Here is a 16917-nt window from a genome sequence, read left to right on the forward strand (position 1 = left end):
GGCTTCTTCCTCAGCCCTTCTTCTGCGGCGGCAGGTCCGTGCAGGTGCCGTGCGCCACTTCCGCCGCCATGCCGATGCTTTCGCCCAGCGTCGGGTGCGGGTGAATGGTCTTGCCGATATCGATCTCGTCGGCGCCCATCTCGATGGCCAGCGCGATCTCGCCCAGCATGTCGCCGGCATGCGTGCCGACGATGCCGCCGCCCAGGATGCGATGCGTTTCTGCGTCGAACAGCAGCTTGGTGAAGCCCTCGTCGCGGCCGTTGGCGATGGCGCGGCCCGAGGCGGTCCACGGGAAATGGCCCTTCTTGACCTTGATGCCTTCGGCCTTCGCCTGGTCTTCGGTCAGGCCGACCCACGCCACTTCGGGGTCGGTGTAGGCCACGCTCGGGATCACGCGGGCGTTGAAGGCCGCGCTCGACAGTTCCTTGTCACCCTTGAGCTCGCCGGCAATGACTTCGGCCGCCACGTGCGCCTCGTGCACTGCCTTGTGCGCCAGCATGGGCTGACCCACGATGTCGCCGATGGCGAAGATGTGCGGCACGTTGGTGCGCATCTGGATGTCGACCGGAATGAAGCCGCGGTCGCTCACCGTGACGCCGGCTTTCTCGGCACCGATCTTCTTGCCGTTGGGGCTGCGGCCCACGGCCTGCAGCACCAGGTCGTACACCTGCGGCTCCTTCGGCGCGTTCTCGCCCTCGAAGGTGACCTTGATGCCTTCCTTCGTGGCCTCGGCGCCGACCGTCTTGGTCTTGAGCATGATGTTGTCGAAGCGCGGCGCGTTCATCTTCTGCCAGACCTTTACCAGATCGCGGTCAGCGCCCTGCATCAGGCCGTCGAGCATCTCGACCACGTCCAGGCGCGCGCCCAGCGTGGAATACACCGTGCCCATCTCCAGGCCGATGATGCCGCCGCCGAGGATCAGCATGCGCTTGGGATCGACGCCCATTTCCAGCGCGCCGGTCGAGTCGACGATGCGCGGGTCCTTCGGCATGAAGGGCAGGCTCACCGACTGCGAACCCGCCGCGATGATCGCGCTGCGGAACTTCACGGTCTGCTTGCTGCCGGTGGTGTCCCAGCTGGTGCCGGAGGTTTCCTCGACCTCGATGTGGTGCGGGTCGATGAAGTTGCCGACGCCGCGCAGCACCGTCACCTTGCGCATCTTGGCCATGGCGGTGAGGCCGCTGGTGAGCTTGCCCACCACCTTGTTCTTGTGGCCGAGCAGCTTGGCGCGGTCGACCGTGGGCGCGCCGAAGCTCACGCCGAGGTCGGCGAAGTGCTTGACCTCATCCATGACCGAAGCCACGTGCAGCAGCGCCTTCGACGGGATGCAGCCGACGTTCAGGCACACGCCGCCGAGGGTGGCGTAGCGCTCGATCAGCACGACCTTCAGGCCGAGGTCGGCCGCGCGGAAGGCGGCCGAGTAGCCGCCGGGGCCTGCGCCGAGCACGATCACGTCGCACTCGACATCGACCTTGCCGCCGTAGCTGGACACGGCGACCGCCGGCGCAGCGGGGGCCGCAGCCGGGGCAGCCGCCTTCGGCGCAGGAGCTGCCGCCGCCGGGGCGGGCGCCGCCGCAGCGGGCGCTGGAGCTGCTGCAGCACCATCGACCTCCAGCGTCAGCACCACCGAGCCTTCGCTGACCTTGTCGCCCACCTTCACCGCGAGCGACTTCACCACGCCCGCGGCGGACGACGGGATCTCCATCGAGGCCTTGTCCGATTCGACCGTGATCAGCGACTGCTCGGCCTTGACCGTGTCTCCGACGTTGACCAGCACCTCGATGACCGCGACTTCGTCGAAGTCGCCGATGTCGGGCACCTTGATTTGTTGTTCGCTCATTTGGACACTTTCAGTTTGAGTGTGAGAACGTCGACCGGTGGGGCCGAATTGCGATCGAATTCGCAGGCGGCGGCGATGCCCGCCTCCGCCACGTCGCGCGAAGTGCGCGACTTGATGTCATAGGCCGCGTGCATGGCGCCGAGCGCAAAGCTGCGTCCCGAGCCGATGGCCCAGAACTCCTTGAACTCGAACACCTCGCGGTAGCTGTAGATGCCGTAGATGCCGCTCTGGTTGGCCATCAGCATCGTGAACTGGCTCGACTCGTACGGCTCGTGCTCGTCTTCCTTGGTCTGCATGAAGAACGAGTCCTTCAGCACCGGATGCAGCATCGTGAAGGTGCGGAAGATCTCGTGCTTGCTGCCGAACAGCAGTTGCTCGCGCGGCTGCGCAGCCAGCGCATGCTGCAGCACCAGGAAGTGCGCGGCTGCGCCGGCCATGGCGAACAGGCTGGAGCCCGCCGCGTCCTCGACGGTGAAGATCTTCTGGTTCGCCTCGGCGCGGTGCGAGAGCCGCGTGTCGCCGAAGGTCACCAGAGAATCCGCTGCCATCGTGACCTGGCCGCCCTTGCGGACGGCCACTACGGTGGTCATAACAGGATTCGACGGTAGTCCGCGAGCACCTGGCCCAGGTAGGCGTTGAAACGCGCAGCCAGGGCGCCGTCGATCACGCGGTGGTCGTACGACAGCGACAGCGGCAGCGTGAGGCGGGGCACGAACTGCTTGCCGTCCCACACCGGCTTCATCGCGCTCTTCGAGAGGCCGAGGATGGCCACCTCGGGCGCGTTGATGATCGGCGTGAAGTGCGTGCCGCCGATGCCGCCGAGCGAGCTGATCGAGAAGCAGCCGCCCTGCATGTCGGCCGAGCCGAGCTTGCCGTCGCGCGCCTTCTTGGCGAGCTCGCCCATCTCGGCGCTGATCTGCAGGATGCCCTTCTTGTCGGCGTCCTTCAGCACGGGCACCACGAGGCCGTTGGGCGTGTCGGCCGCGAAGCCGATGTGGTAGTACTGCTTGTAGACGAGCTGGTCGCCGTCCAGGCTGGTGTTGAACTCCGGGAATTTCTTCAGCGCCGCGACCACCGCCTTGATGACGAAGGCCAGCATCGTCACCTTGACGCCCGACTTCTCGTTCTCCTTGTTGGTGGAGACGCGGAAGGCCTCGAGCTCGGTGATGTCGGCTTCGTCGTTGTTGGTGACGTGCGGGATCATCACCCAGTTGCGGTGCAGGTTCGCGCCGCTGAGCTTCTTGATGCGCGACAGCTCCTTGCGCTCGACCGTGCCGAACTTGGTGAAGTCGACCTTCGGCCAGGGAATGAGGCCCAGCGCAGCGCCATCGGCGCCACCGCCGGCCGGGGCCTTGGCCGCGGAGGCCTTGGTGCTGACCTGGCCGCTCATCACCGCCTTGGTGAAGCTCTGGATGTCTTCCTGCGTGATGCGGCCCTTGGGACCGGAGCCCTTGACCTCTTCGAGCGGCACGCCGAGTTCGCGGGCGAACTTGCGCACCGAGGGCGAGGCGTGCGGCAGCTTGCCGGTGGGCGCGACCGTCGGGTTGTGGGCCGGCGCCGCCGCTGCGGGAGCGGCTGCAGGCGCGGGAGCCGATGCCGCCGGAGCGGGAGCGCTGGCCGTGGCGGTCGCCGGAGCGGCGGCGGCGGCGGCTGCAGCCGGTGCCGGTGCCGGTGCCGGTGCCGGTGCCGGTGCCGGTGCCGGTGCAGCGGAGCCTGCCGCGCCTTCGAGCACGGCGATCAGGTCGCCGATGTTGACCGTATCGCCGACCTTGACCTTGAGTTCCTTGAGCACGCCGGCGGCCGACGACGGAATCTCCATCGAGGCCTTGTCCGACTCGACCGTGATCAGCGACTGCTCGGCCTTGATCGTGTCGCCCACCTTCACCAGCACTTCGATGACGGCGACGTCCTTGAAGTCGCCGATGTCGGGCACCTTGACCTCGACCGGGCCCGAAGCTGCCGGCGCAGCGGCAGGAGCAGCCGGCGCGGGCGCTGCCGCGGCCGGCGCAGGCGCGGCAGGCGCCGGAGCCGGAGCAGCCGCACCCGAGCCTTCAGCCTCGAGCACGAGCACCACCGAGCCCTCCTTGACCTTGCCGCCGACCTCGACCTTGAGTTCCTTGACCACACCGGCGGCCGACGACGGGATCTCCATCGAGGCCTTGTCCGATTCGACCGTGATGAGCGACTGTTCGGCCTTCACCGTGTCGCCCACCTTCACGAGCACCTCGATCACCGCGACTTCATCGAAATCGCCGATGTCAGGCACCTTCACTTCCACTGCTGCCATATCGTTGTCTCCCGCCGTCAGGCGCCGTTCGTTCGTTGGTTGGTTGTTGATTGGGGATCAGGCGTAGAGCGGGTTGACCTTGTCGACATTGATGCCGTACTTCTTGATCGCTTCCACCACCTTGGCCACCGGCACGGTGCCGTCTTCGCTCAGCGCCTTGAGCGCCGCCACCACGATGTAGTGGCGGTTGACCTCGAAGTGCTCGCGCAGCTTGCTGCGGAAGTCGCTGCGGCCGAAGCCGTCGGTGCCAAGCACCTTGTAGTTGCGGCCCTTCGGAATGAAGGGGCGGATCTGCTCGGCGTAGGCCTTCATGTAGTCGGTCGATGCGACCACCGGGCCGGCCGTGGCGCCGAGCTGCTCGGCCACGAAGGGCACGCGCGGGGTCTGGTCGGGGTGCAGCAGGTTCCAGCGGTCGGCGTCCTGGCCGTCGCGGGTGAGCTCGTTGAAGCTCGGGCAGCTCCACACCGAAGCAGAAACGCCCCAGTCCTTCTCGAGCAGTTCCTGTGCCGCGAAGCTCTCGCGCAGGATGGTGCCGCTGCCCAGCAGTTGCACGCTCGGCGCATCCTTGCCCTTGCCGGCCTTGATCGCGGGGCCCTGCTTCGACAGGTACATGCCCTTGATGATCTGCTCCTCGGTGCCGGGCTGCAGGCCGGGCATCGCGTAGTTCTCGTTGAGCAGCGTCAGGTAATAGTAGACGTTGTCCTGCTTCTCGACCATGCGCTTCAAGCCATGGTGCAGGATCACGCCGACTTCATGCGCGAAGGTCGGGTCGTAGCTCACGCAGTTCGGGATGGTGTTGGCCAGGATGTGGCTGTGGCCGTCCTCATGCTGCAGGCCTTCGCCGTTCAGCGTGGTGCGTCCCGAGGTGCCGCCCAGCAGGAAGCCGCGCGCCTGCATGTCGCCGGCAGCCCATGCCAGGTCGCCGATGCGCTGGAAGCCGAACATCGAGTAGTACACGTAGAACGGCACCATGATGCGGTTGTTGGTGCTGTACGAGGTGGCGGCAGCGATCCAGCTCGACATGCCGCCGGCCTCGTTGATGCCTTCCTGCAGGATCTGGCCGGCCTTGTCTTCCTTGTAGTACATGACCTGGTCCTTGTCGACCGGGGTGTACTGCTGACCGTGCGGGTTGTAGATGCCGACCTGGCGGAACAGGCCTTCCATGCCGAAGGTTCGGGCCTCGTCGACCAGGATGGGGACGACGCGCGGGCCCAGCGCCTTGTCGCGCAGCAGCTGCGTGAGGAAGCGCACGTAGGCCTGGGTGGTCGAGATCTCGCGGCCTTCTGCCGTGGGTTCGAGCACTGCCTTGAAGGTGTCAAGCGCGGGCACGGTGAAGCTCTCGTCGCTCTTCACGCGGCGGTGCGGCAGGTAGCCGCCCAGGGCCTTGCGGCGCTCGTGCAGGTACTTCATTTCCGGCGTGTCGTCGGCCGGCTTGTAGAACGGCAGCTCGGCGATCTGGCTGTCGGGGATCGGGATGTTGAAGCGGTCGCGGAAGGCCTTGATGTCCTCGTCGCCGAGCTTCTTGGTCTGGTGGACCGTGTTCTTGCCTTCACCGATCTTGCCCATGCCGAAGCCCTTGACGGTCTTCACGAGCAGCACGGTGGGCTGGCCCTTGTGGTTCTGCGCGGCGTGGAAGGCGGCGTACACCTTCTGCGAGTCGTGGCCGCCGCGCTGCAGGTTCCAGATCTCGTCGTCGGTCATGTGCTCGACCATCTTCAGCGTGCGCGGGTCGCGGCCGAAGAAGTTCTTGCGGACGTAGGCGCCGTCGTTGGCCTTGAACGACTGGTAGTCGCCGTCGTTGCACTCCATCATGATCTTGCGCAGCGCGCCGTCGTGGTCCTTCTCGAGCAGGGCGTCCCAGCCCTTGCCCCAGACCAGCTTGACGACGTTCCAGTTGGCGCCGCGGAACTCGCCTTCGAGCTCCTGGATGATCTTGCCGTTGCCGCGCACCGGGCCGTCCAGGCGCTGCAGGTTGCAGTTGATGACGAAGATCAGGTTGTCGAGGTTCTCGCGCGCTGCCAGGCCGATCGCGCCCAGCGATTCGACCTCGTCCATTTCGCCGTCGCCGCAGAAGACCCAGACCTTGCGGTTCTCGGTGTTGGCGATGCCGCGGGCGTGCAGGTACTTGAGGAAGCGCGCCTGGTAGATGGCCATCAGCGGGCCCAGGCCCATCGACACGGTGGGGAACTGCCAGAACTCCGGCATCAGCTTGGGGTGCGGGTAGCTGGAAAGGCCCTTGCCGTCGACTTCCTGGCGGAAGTTGAGCAACTGCTCTTCGGAGAGGCGGCCTTCGAGGTAGGCGCGGGCGTAGATGCCGGGAGAGACGTGGCCCTGGATGTAGAGCAGGTCGCCGCCATGGTTCTCGCTCTCGGCGTGCCAGAAGTGGTTGAAGCCGGCGCCGAACATGCTGGCCAGCGAGGCGAAGGAGCCGATGTGGCCACCGAGGTCGCCGCCCTCGGCCGGATGATGGCGGTTGGCCTTGACCACCATGGCCATCGCGTTCCAGCGCATGTAGGCGCGCAGGCGCTGTTCGATCTCGAGGTTGCCGGGGCTGCGGGCTTCCTGCGAAGGTTCGATGGTGTTGACGTAGCCGGTATTGGCCGAGAACGGCATGTCGACCGTGTTCTGGCGGGCATGCTCGAGAAGTTGCTCGAGGAGGAAGTGAGCCCGCTCAGGCCCCTCGCTCTGGATGACGGAAGACAGGGCATCCATCCATTCACGGGTCTCCTGGGCGTCCGCGTCGTTAGCGGCCGAGCCGAACAGGTTCTCGGGGTTTGCCGACATGCTTTGTCTCCTTTAGGGCTGTGGCAGTAATTTAAGTGCGCTCTGCAGCGAACGCGGCGGAGTTTCGCATAGAAACATCGTGATTTCAAATAGTGCTCATTGATTTTTCAATGTGAAATTTGAAGGAAATCGGAGCAGAAGCGGATGTCCCCATGGGGCATGGCAAGCCGAGGGGGCAAGCCTAGAATCCGCCCCATGCCTCTCTCCTCCCCGCTGGCGGTTGCCCGCAGTGCCGTGAACGCCTCGCCGCTGTCCTGGTGGCGCAGGTGGTGGCGACGCCAGACCCCGGTGCTGCAGGACGCGGTCGCCATGCTCGCTCCGATGGCGGCCGTGCTGCTGTTCCTTGCCGCCATCGTTTCCGCCTTCTGGTACCTGCGCACCGAGGAAGTCGAGCGCGAGCAGGAATCGGTGCGCCGCGACGTCGAATACGCGCAGCAGCGCATGCGCCTGCGGCTGCTGGAGCGGCAGGAGCAGCTGATGCGCATCGCGCGCGATGCCTCCAACCGCGAGATCGACCCGATCGAATTCACCAGCCGCGCCGAGTCGCTGGTGAGCCAGTTCCCAGAACTGCAGACCATCACCTGGATCGACGACCGTCGCCGCTTCAAGGCCGGCTATGCGGCGCCCAGCGTGCATCCGGCGCAGCAGCACCTGATCGGCGACGTGCTGCGCCCCGGCGACATCGAGAGCAACTACGCCCTGGCCCGCGAGCTGCGCCAGCCGGTCTTCTCGCAGCCCGTGGCAGGCGGCGACCCGCCGGCGATGCTTCAGCTGCACATCCCCCTTTTCGACCAGGGCTTGTTCGCGGGCGTCGTGCTTGGCGAGTTCTCGGTCGACGGGCTGCTGCGCTACGGCATGCCCTCCGAGGTGCAGGCGCGCTATGCGGTGTCGCTGCTCGACGCCAAGGGCCACGTGATCGCCGGCAACACCGCCAACCTGAAGGAAAGCGGCACTCGCCTGCTGCCCTGGTCCGAGCGCACCAACGAATATGAAGTGCCGGTGTCGCCGGTGGGCAATGCGCTGGTGCTGCGGGCACAGGCCTACCGCACTTCGCAGGGCGTGGTCGGCAACGGGCTCTTCTGGCTGGTCTGCGCGTTGAGCGTGCTCACGAGCTGGATGCTGATCGGCACCTGGCGCCACACGCGCCGGCGACTGCAGGCGCAGCAGCGTCTGGTGGCCGAGACCAACTTCCGCCGGGCGATGGAGAACTCCATGCTCACCGGCATGCGCGTGCTCGACCTGCAGGGCCGCATCACCTACGTCAACGCCGCCTTCTGCGCGATGACCGGCTGGAGCGAGGAAGAACTGGTCGGCCAGTCGCCGCCCTTCCCCTACTGGCTCGAATCCGACCGCGAGGTGATGAACGAGCGGCTCGAGGAAGAACTGCACGGCCGCGCGCTGCCCGGCGGTTTCCAGGTGCGGGTGAAGCGCAAGAACGGCAGCGTGTTCAATGCCCGCCTGTACGTCTCTCCGCTGATCGACGCCCGCGGCCACCAGACCGGCTGGATGACGTCGATGACCGACATCACCGAGCCTACGCGCATCCGCGAGCAGCTCTCGGCCTCCTACGAGCGCTTCACCACGGTGCTGGAGGCGCTCGACGCGGCCGTGTCGGTGGCCCCCATCGGCAGCGAGGAACTGCTGTTCGCCAACAAGCTGTACCGCCTCTGGTTCGGCTCCGACACCGTGGGCCACCTGGGCATGGTGGCGCAGGCGGGTGTGCCTGCGTCGAACGCGCACGACGAGGGTCTGGACGACGTGGACCCCTACGCCGGCCTGCCGATCGACACCCTCACCGCCGCACAGACCGCCAACAACGAGATCTTCGTGCCCCACCTGGGCAAGTGGCTCGAGGTGCGCTCGCGCTATCTGACCTGGGTGGACGGCCGGCTCGCGCAGCTCGTGATCGCCACCGACATCACGCCGCGCCGCGATGCCGAGGAACAGGCCGCCGCGCAGGCCGACAAGGCCCAGGCCGCCAGCCGCCTCATCACCATGGGCGAGATGGCCTCCAGCGTGGCGCACGAGCTCAACCAGCCGCTGACCGCCATCACCAACTACTGCAACGGGATGATGTCGCGCATCAAGGGCCAGTCGATCGACAACGAGGCCCTGCTGGCCGCGCTCGAGAAGACGTCGAAGCAGGCCCAGCGCGCGGGCCAGATCATCCAGCGCATCCGCTCCTTCGTGAAGCGCAGCGAGCCCAACCGCACGCCGGCCGACGTGGCCACCATGGTGAGCGAGGCGGTCGAGCTCGCGGGCATCGAACTGCGCCGGCGCAACGTGCGCCTGAACCACTACGTGGCGGCGCGGCTGCCGGTGGTTCGGGTCGACCCGATCCTCATCGAGCAGGTGATGGTCAACCTGCTGAAGAACGCGGCCGAATCCATCGACCTCGCCGACCGGCCGCTGGCGCGCCGCAGCGTGGAGCTGCGCGTGCTGCCCAAGGTGATCGAGGGCCACAACGCGATCGAGTTCTCGGTGCAGGACACCGGCAAGGGCCTGGCGCCCGAGGTGATGGACCGTCTGTACGAGGCCTTCTTCTCCACCAAGCCCGAGGGTATGGGCATCGGCTTGAACCTGTGCCGCACCATCGTCGAGTCGCACCGCGGCCGGATGCAGGCGGAGAACATCTACAATGGCCCGGATGTGATCGGATGCCGTTTTTCCTTCTGGATTCCGGTGTTGGACGCTATCAGTTCCGTAGCTAGCGACGAGGCAAAGGTACCTGCATGAGTTTGATTCCGAAGAAGGGCACGGTCTATGTCGTCGACGACGACGAAGCCGTACGCGATTCGCTGCAATGGCTGCTCGAAGGCAAGGACTACAGAGTCCGCTGCTTCGATTCCGCCGAATCCTTTCTCTCCCGATACGACCCGCGCGAAGTCGCCTGTCTGATCGTCGACATCCGCATGGCCGGCATGACCGGCCTCGAGCTGCAGGACCGGCTGATCGAACGGCGCTCCCCGCTGCCCATCGTGGTCATTACCGGCCACGGCGACGTGCCGATGGCCGTCGACAGCATGAAGAAGGGCGCGATGGACTTCATCCAGAAGCCCTTCAACGACGAGGAACTCGTCACGCTGGTCGAGCGCATGCTCGAGCATGCGCGCGGCGCCTTCACGCAGCACCAGCAGTCGGCCAGCCGCGACGCGCTCCTGTCCAAGCTCACGGGCCGCGAGGCGCAGGTGCTCGAGCGCATCGTCGCCGGCCGCCTGAACAAGCAGATCGCCGACGACCTTGGCATCAGCATCAAGACGGTCGAGGCGCACCGCGCCAACATCATGGAAAAGCTCAACGCCAACACCGTGGCCGATCTGCTCAAGATCGCGCTGGGTCAGGCGGCGCCAGCAGCCAAGGCCTAGAAGCAGCTATCCGCCCGATAGCGACGAATGACCCCCACGCCTGCGAAAGCGGGCGTTTTTACTTGGAAAATCGAAACCGATGACCGCCCAACTGATCGACGGCAACGCCCTCGCCAAAACCATCCGCGCCGAGGTGTCCGGCCGCACCGCCGCACTCAAGGCCCGTGGCGTGAACCCGGCCCTCTCCATCATCCTCGTGGGCGAAGACCCGGCCAGCCAGGTCTACACCAAGCACAAGGTCAACGACAGCGCGCAGACCGGCCTCGACGCCACGCTCGAGACCTACCCCGCCGACATGAGCGAGGCCGACCTGCTGGCCCGCATCCGCACCCTCAACGACGACCCGGAGGTGCACGGCATCCTGGTGCAGCTGCCGCTGCCCAAGCACATGGACAGCCAGAAGGTCATCGAGACCATCTCGCCGGCCAAGGACGTCGACGGCTTCCACGTCGCCAGCGCGGGCGCGCTCATGACCGGCGCCCCCGGCTTCTGGCCCTGCACGCCGCACGGCTGCATGAAGATGCTCGAATCGATCGGCTACGACCTGCGCGGCAAGCATGCCGTGGTCATCGGCCGCAGCAACATCGTCGGCAAGCCGATGGCCATGATGCTGCTCGCCAAGAGCGCCACCGTGACCATTTGCCACAGCGCCACCAAGGACCTGGGCGCCATCACGCGCCAGGCCGACGTGATCGTCGCGGCAGTGGGCAAGCTCGACCTGCTGACCGCCGACATGGTCAAGCCCGGCGCGGTCGTCATCGACGTGGGCATGAACCGCAAGGCCGACGGCAAGCTCGCCGGCGACGTCGACTTCGACGGCGTCAAGGAAGTGGCCGGCTGGATCACGCCCGTGCCGGGCGGCGTCGGCCCCATGACGCGCGCGATGCTTCTGGTCAACACCCTTGAAGCGGCCGAACGCGCCGCCAAGTAACTTCCATGGCCATGACGAACAACCCCCTCCTCGATTTCACCGACCTCCCGCTGTTCGACCAGATCAAGCCGGAGCACGTCGCACCAGCCGTGGACACGCTGCTGGCCGAAGGCGAGGCCAATCTGGAAACAGTGGTCGCGCCCGAATTTCCCGCCGAATGGGCCGCGATCTCGCGCGTGCTCGATGTCGGCGGCGAGCGCTTCACACGCGCTTGGGGCGCCGTCAGCCACCTGAACGCTGTCGCGGACACCCCCGAACTGCGCGCCGCCTACAACGAAGCCATGCCCCGCGTCACAGCCTTCTGGACCCGCGTAGGCTCCGACGAGCGGCTATACGCCAAGTACAAGGCCATCGACGTCACGACGCTCAATGCCGAGCAGCGCCAGGCCCACAGCAACGCGGTGCGCAACTTCGTGCTGGGCGGCGCCGAGCTGCAGGGCGAGGCCAAGAAGCGCTTCGCCGACATCCAGGAGCGCCTGGCCGAGCTGAGCCAGAAGTTCAGCGAGAACGCGCTCGATGCCACCGATGCCTTCGCCTACTACGCCACGCTCGGCGAGCTCGAAGGCGTGCCCGAGGACGTGGTGAGCGCCGCGCGCGCGGCCGCCGAGGCCGACGGCAAGGAAGGCTACAAGCTGACGCTGAAGATGCCGTGCTACCTGCCGGTGATGCAGTTCGCAAAGAGCAGCGCGCTGCGCGAGAAGCTCTACCGTGCCTACGTCACGCGCGCCAGCGAGTTCGGCGACGCGGCCTTCGACAACACCGCGCTCATCACCGAGATCCTCGCGCTGCGCGAGGAAGAAGCCAGGCTGCTGGGCTACCGGAACTACGGCGAGCTGTCGGTGGTTCCGAAGATGGCCGAGTCGCCCGAGCAGGTCGTGAAGTTCCTGCGCGACCTCGCGGCCAAGGCCAAGCCCTTCGGCGAACGCGACCTGGCCGACCTGCGCGTCTTCGCTGCAGAGCAATTGGGCATCACCGACCCGCAACCCTGGGACTGGAGCTACATCGGCGAGAAGCTCAAGGAAGCGCGCTACGCCTTCAGCGAGCAGGAGGTGAAGCAGTATTTCCCGGCACCGAAGGTCATGGCCGGCTTGTTCAAGATCGTCGAGACGCTGTTCGAGGTGTCCATCCGCCGCGATTCGGCGCCCACCTGGCACCCGAGCGTGGAGTTCTATCGCATCGAACGCGCCGGCCAGAAGGTCGGCCAGTTCTATCTCGACCCGTCGGCCCGCGCCGCCAAGCGCGGCGGCGCGTGGATGGACGACGTGCGCGCCCGCTGGCTGCGCCCCGACACCGGCGTGCTGCAGACGCCCGTTGCGCAGCTGGTGTGCAACTTCGCGAGCGGTGTCGACGGCAAGCCGCCGCTGCTCACGCACGACGACGTGACCACCCTCTTCCACGAGTTCGGCCACGGCCTGCACCACATGCTCACGCAGGTGAACGAACGCGACGTCTCGGGCATCAGCGGCGTCGAGTGGGATGCGGTCGAACTGCCGAGCCAGTTCATGGAGAACTTCTGCTGGGAGTGGGACGTGCTCAAGCACATGACGGCCCACGTCGACACCGGCGAGCCGCTGCCGCGCGCCCTCTTCGACAAGATGACCGCCGCGAAGAACTTCCAGAGCGGCCTGCAGACGCTGCGCCAGATCGAGTTCTCGCTGTTCGACATGCTGCTGCACACCGAATACCAAGCCGCCACCGCCAAGCCGGGCGACGTGATGGCGCTGCTGGGCCGCGTGCGTGCCGAAGTCGCGGTGATGCCCTCGCCGCCTTTCAGCCGCACGCCGAACACGTTCAGCCACATCTTCGCGGGCGGCTATGCGGCCGGCTACTACAGCTACAAGTGGGCCGAGGTGCTCAGCGCCGACGCCTATGCCGCCTTCGAGGAAACCGTGGGTGCCGACGGCGAGCCGAACATCGAGACCGGCCGCAAGTACCGCCAGGCCATCCTCGAGGCCGGCGGCAGCCGCAGTGCCATGGACTCGTTCAAGGCCTTCCGCGGCCGCGAGCCCCAGCTTGATGCGCTGCTGCGACATCAGGGCATGGCCGAGCCCCAGCCGGCTTGATGCATCGCTGAAGCTTGCGATACTCGGGCGATGCATACGATTTACAAAATCTCACCATTGCATCGCCTGACCGGCCTTGCCCTCGTGCTCGTTGCCGCGGGCGCGATGGCGCAACCCATCTACCGCCAGGTGGACAAGAACGGCAAGGTCACTTTCTCCGACCGCGCCCCGAGCGCAAGCACCGAGCCGGCGCCGGCCGGCCAGCCGGGCTCCGCCCCGCCCTCCACCGCCAACACCTCGGGCCTGCCGTATGAACTGCGCCTGGTCTCGCAGCGCTATCCCGTCACCCTCTACAGCGGGGACGAATGCGGCCCCTGCGGGGCGGCGCGCACGCTGCTCACGACGCGCGGCATCCCGTTCGAGGAACGCACCGTCAAGAGCAACGCGGACGTCGAAGCCCTGCAGCGCCTGAGCAACCAGAATGCGTTGCCGCTGCTGACGATCGGTTCGCAGCAGCTCAAGGGCTTCTCGGACGTGGAATGGTCGCAGTACCTCGACGCGGCCGGCTATCCCAAGAGCAACAGCCTGCCCGCGGGCTATCGCAACGGCCCGGTCAGGCCGCTGGTGGCGCAGCAGGCGACGCCGGCGCCTCGCGCGGCCGAAGCGCCCGCACCTGCCGCGCAGCCCGTGGCGCCGCCGCCAGCATCGAGCGAGCCGACGCCGAGCAACCCGGCCGGCATCAAGTTCTAGGCTGTCGAAGGGCCTGGGCCGAGCCTCAGGCCCCAAATTCCATCGTCTTCACACCAGCTGCGGTGCCCAGCAGGCACACGTCGGCCTTCTGATGCGCGAAGACGCCGACCGTCACCACGCCCGGCCATTGGCTCACGGTCGATTCGAAGCCCAGCGGATCGGTGATGCGCAGCCCCGTCACGTCGACGATGTGCTGGCCGTTGTCGGTGACCAGCGGCAGGCCGTCCTTCTCGCGCACTTGGGCGATGCCGCCCATGGCTGCGAACTGGCGCATCACGCGCTGCGCGGCCATCGGGATCACCTCCACCGGCAGCGGGAACGCGCCCAGCACCTCCACCAGCTTGGACTCGTCGGCGATGCAGACGAACTTGCGCGACTGCGCCGCGACTATCTTCTCGCGCGTGAGCGCGGCGCCGCCGCCCTTGACCATGAAGCCGCGGTGATCGATCTCGTCGGCGCCGTCGATGTAGACCGACAGCTCCTCCACCTCGTTGCTGTCGAACACCGGAATGCCCAGCGCGCGCAGGCGTTCGGTCGAGGCGACGGAGCTGGAGACGGCGCCCTTGATCTCGTCCTTGATGGTGGCCAGCGCATCGATGAACTTGTTCACCGTCGAGCCGGTGCCCACGCCCACGATTTCGCCTCTGGCGACATAGGCCAGCGCGGCACGGCCGACCTGGGCCTTGAGTTCATCCTGGGAAAGCGGTTGGGAGGAGGTTGGGGAGGCGGGTGCGGTCATCACGGACAATCCTTGGCTCATTGAAGCCCTGAATTATCCGATGCCCCTGCTGATGCCCTCCTCGCTCTACGGCCTGGCCCGCCCCTTCCTGTTCGGCTTCGATCCCGAACATGCCCATGAAATCACGCTGGACGGGCTGGCGCGCACCCAGAACACCCCCCTGGCCTGCGCCTACTCGGCACCGCGCGTCGACGACCCGGTCCAGCTCGCCGGCCTGACTTTCCCGAACCGCGTGGGCCTGGCGGCCGGCCTGGACAAGAACGCCCGCTGCATCGACGCCTTCTCCGCCATGGGCTTCGGCTTCGTCGAAGTCGGCACGGTGACGCCGAAGGCCCAGCCCGGCAACCCCAAGCCGCGCATGTTCCGCCTGCCGCAGCGCGAGGCGCTGATCAACCGGCTCGGCTTCAACAACGAGGGGCTGGACGCCTTCCTGGCGAATGTGCAGAAGGCGCGTTTCCGCAAGAACGGCAGCGGAACGAAGCCGCCGATGCTGCTGGGCCTGAACATCGGCAAGAACGCCGCCACGCCGATCGAGCGAGCGGTCGACGACTACCTGGCCTGCCTCGACGGCGTGTACCCGCACGCCGACTACGTGACGATCAACATCTCCAGCCCCAACACCGCCAACCTGCGTTCGCTGCAGAGCGACGAAGCACTCGACGCCCTGCTAGGCGCGGTGGCCGAGCGGCGCGAAACGCTGGCCACGCGCCATGGCGGCAAGCGCTCGCCGCTCTTCGTGAAGATCGCGCCCGACCTCGACGAAGCGCAGGTCGCGGTGATCGCCGCCACCCTCAAGCGCCACGGCATGGACGGCGTGATCGCCACCAACACCACGCTGGCGCGCGATGCGGTAAAGGGACTGCCCTACGCAGAGGAAGCGGGCGGGCTCTCGGGCGCGCCGGTGCGCGAGGCGAGCAACCGCGTGATCGCTCAGCTGCGCGCGGCACTGGGCGCGGGCTTTCCGATCATCGGCGTGGGCGGCATCCTCAGCGGGGTCGACGCCAGGGCGAAGATCGCAGCAGGTGCGGACGTGGTGCAAATCTACACCGGCCTGATCTACCGCGGTCCGGCGCTGGTCCGCGAAGCGGCCCAGGCGCTGCTGCGCGATCGTGGCAGCAAGGCCTGAGCGCCTTCTCTTCGCGGTCTCTCAGCGCATGCGCCAGAGCACTGGCGCAATGACCGCGGCCCAACGCAGCAGGCGCCTAGGCCGGATCACCACCACGGCGGCCGCTGCGGCCACGCCCGTGGCCACCGGATGCGCCCGGGCGATGCGCAGTGCGGCGGCAGCAGCCGACTCATTGGGCGGCGGGGCCTCCGCCTCGTCCGCCGGCTGGGTCTCGCGTCCACCCTGCATCGTCTGGATGCGCTGGCGCTGGATCTCCATGCGGGCCAGCAGTTCTTCGCGCGTGCCCGGACGGCGGACGCGGCGCGGTGCCTCCTCGTCCTCCCCCGGATCCTTGCCGAGGCCGAAACGCTCCCGGGCCCAGGCCCAGTCACGCTCGAATTCCTGGCGAGCGGGCACGAAGCTGTTGGACGCGTTGCGCAGCGTCAGCAGCAGGCCGACGATGGCGGCGAGCCAGAGCACGATCCACACGCCGGCCACCAACCAGGCGGCGGTGACACGGTGAGGCGTGTCCCAGAAGTTCACCACCACCGCCACGGACAGCAAGGCCACCGTGACAGTGGTCAGCCCCAGCACGGCCAACCCGAGAAGAAGCATCAGCTTGAGCCGCTGCTTCTCGTCCTCCCAGGCCATGCGCAGCAGTTGCACCCGGTCCTCGGCCGCCAGGGCGCCCTCGGCCGCGGCGATGCGCAGCCGGCGGATGCGGCCGTTCAGTCCGAACAGGGAGAGCAGCCTCATCGGCTGGCTCCGGTCATGCCCGGGTGAACGGAAGTACTGCTGCTGCCGTACGCTCCCAGGTCAGCGGCGGCCAAGCAGCAGGCCCACCAGCACGCCGACAGCCAGTGCGGCACCGGCGATCTGCCATGGTTCGTCGTGGGCGTAGGCGTTGGCGGAGCTGGCCGCTTCGCGGGCCTTCTTGGCGGCGAGCTTGCTCTTCTCGGCCGCGAGTTCGCGTGCGATGGCCAGCTTGGTGTCGATGCGCTGGCGCAGCGCCTTGATGTGGGGAACCGAATCCAGCTCCTTGCTTGCCAGCACGCCGCGCACGTCGCTTGCAATGTCCTCGGCAGCTGCTTCAAGATTTTTGGATGCACTCAT

13 protein-coding genes are annotated in these 16917 nt (G+C 67.1%); 6 read left to right on the forward strand and 7 right to left on the reverse strand.

Features of this window, described 5'->3' with window-relative positions:
- Positions 1-10 precede the first annotated feature (10 nt).
- From lpdA to aceE, 4 genes are read right to left on the reverse strand one after another with little or no spacing between them, the layout of a single operon-like run.
- Entirely contained in the window at positions 11-1840 is a 1830-nt protein-coding gene (gene lpdA / locus G369_RS0106330; protein WP_019653142.1) for a dihydrolipoyl dehydrogenase, read from the reverse strand.
- Entirely contained in the window at positions 1837-2430 is a 594-nt protein-coding gene (locus G369_RS0106335; RefSeq protein WP_019653143.1) for an Ntn hydrolase family protein, read from the reverse strand. The genes lpdA and G369_RS0106335 overlap by 4 nt, the downstream gene beginning before the upstream one ends.
- The gene (gene aceF / locus G369_RS0106340) at positions 2427-4127 is read right to left on the reverse strand and encodes a dihydrolipoyllysine-residue acetyltransferase (protein ID WP_019653144.1); all 1701 of its coding nucleotides are present in this window, start codon (positions 4125-4127) and stop codon (positions 2427-2429) included. The genes G369_RS0106335 and aceF overlap by 4 nt, the downstream gene beginning before the upstream one ends.
- A gap of 57 nt (positions 4128-4184) precedes the next feature.
- Entirely contained in the window at positions 4185-6911 is a 2727-nt protein-coding gene (aceE, locus tag G369_RS0106345; protein ID WP_019653145.1) for a pyruvate dehydrogenase (acetyl-transferring), homodimeric type, read from the reverse strand.
- 195 nt (positions 6912-7106) lie between these two features.
- Here aceE and G369_RS0106350 point away from each other — a divergent pair, with 195 nt between their 5' ends.
- From G369_RS0106350 to G369_RS0106370, 5 genes are all read left to right on the forward strand, one after another.
- A complete protein-coding gene (locus tag G369_RS0106350; RefSeq protein ID WP_019653146.1) occupies positions 7107-9647 on the forward strand; it encodes a PAS domain-containing sensor histidine kinase in 2541 nt (846 codons plus the stop codon).
- Entirely contained in the window at positions 9644-10276 is a 633-nt protein-coding gene (locus G369_RS0106355) for a response regulator transcription factor (protein ID WP_012747279.1), read from the forward strand. Before G369_RS0106350 ends, G369_RS0106355 begins: the two co-directional genes overlap by 4 nt.
- A 79-nt stretch (positions 10277-10355) precedes the next feature.
- A complete protein-coding gene (gene folD, locus G369_RS0106360) occupies positions 10356-11207 on the forward strand; it encodes a bifunctional methylenetetrahydrofolate dehydrogenase/methenyltetrahydrofolate cyclohydrolase FolD (RefSeq protein ID WP_019653147.1) in 852 nt (283 codons plus the stop codon).
- A 5-nt stretch (positions 11208-11212) separates the two neighbouring features.
- Positions 11213-13270 carry a M3 family metallopeptidase gene (locus G369_RS0106365; RefSeq protein ID WP_019653148.1) on the forward strand — a complete coding sequence of 686 codons (2058 nt, stop codon included), beginning with the start codon at positions 11213-11215 and terminating at the stop codon, positions 13268-13270.
- 30 nt (positions 13271-13300) lie between these two features.
- The gene (locus G369_RS0106370) at positions 13301-13960 is read left to right on the forward strand and encodes a glutaredoxin family protein (protein WP_026346232.1); all 660 of its coding nucleotides are present in this window, start codon (positions 13301-13303) and stop codon (positions 13958-13960) included.
- Between the two features lie 25 nt (positions 13961-13985).
- Here the strand turns inward: G369_RS0106370 and rpiA are convergent, their stop codons facing one another.
- Positions 13986-14699, reverse strand: a complete 714-nt coding sequence (rpiA, locus tag G369_RS0106375) for a ribose-5-phosphate isomerase RpiA (protein ID WP_019653150.1) — start codon at positions 14697-14699, stop codon at positions 13986-13988.
- A 40-nt stretch (positions 14700-14739) separates the two neighbouring features.
- Between rpiA and G369_RS0106380 the strand changes: the two genes are divergently transcribed.
- Complete coding sequence (locus tag G369_RS0106380; RefSeq protein ID WP_019653151.1) at positions 14740-15825, forward strand: quinone-dependent dihydroorotate dehydrogenase; 1086 nt, start codon at positions 14740-14742, stop codon at positions 15823-15825.
- Between the two features lie 21 nt (positions 15826-15846).
- Here the strand turns inward: G369_RS0106380 and G369_RS0106385 are convergent, their stop codons facing one another.
- Positions 15847-16560 (reverse strand): phage holin family protein, encoded by a 714-nt coding sequence (locus tag G369_RS0106385; RefSeq protein ID WP_019653152.1) that lies wholly within the window; start codon positions 16558-16560, stop codon positions 15847-15849.
- A 60-nt stretch (positions 16561-16620) separates the two neighbouring features.
- On the reverse strand, positions 16621-16917 hold the full coding sequence (locus tag G369_RS0106390) for a glycine zipper domain-containing protein (protein ID WP_019653153.1): 297 nt from the start codon (positions 16915-16917) through the stop codon (positions 16621-16623).

Origin of the sequence: Variovorax atrisoli 110B, from assembly GCF_000382045.1 — a bacterium.
GTDB classification, from domain to species: Bacteria; Pseudomonadota; Gammaproteobacteria; order Burkholderiales; family Burkholderiaceae_C; genus Variovorax; species Variovorax atrisoli.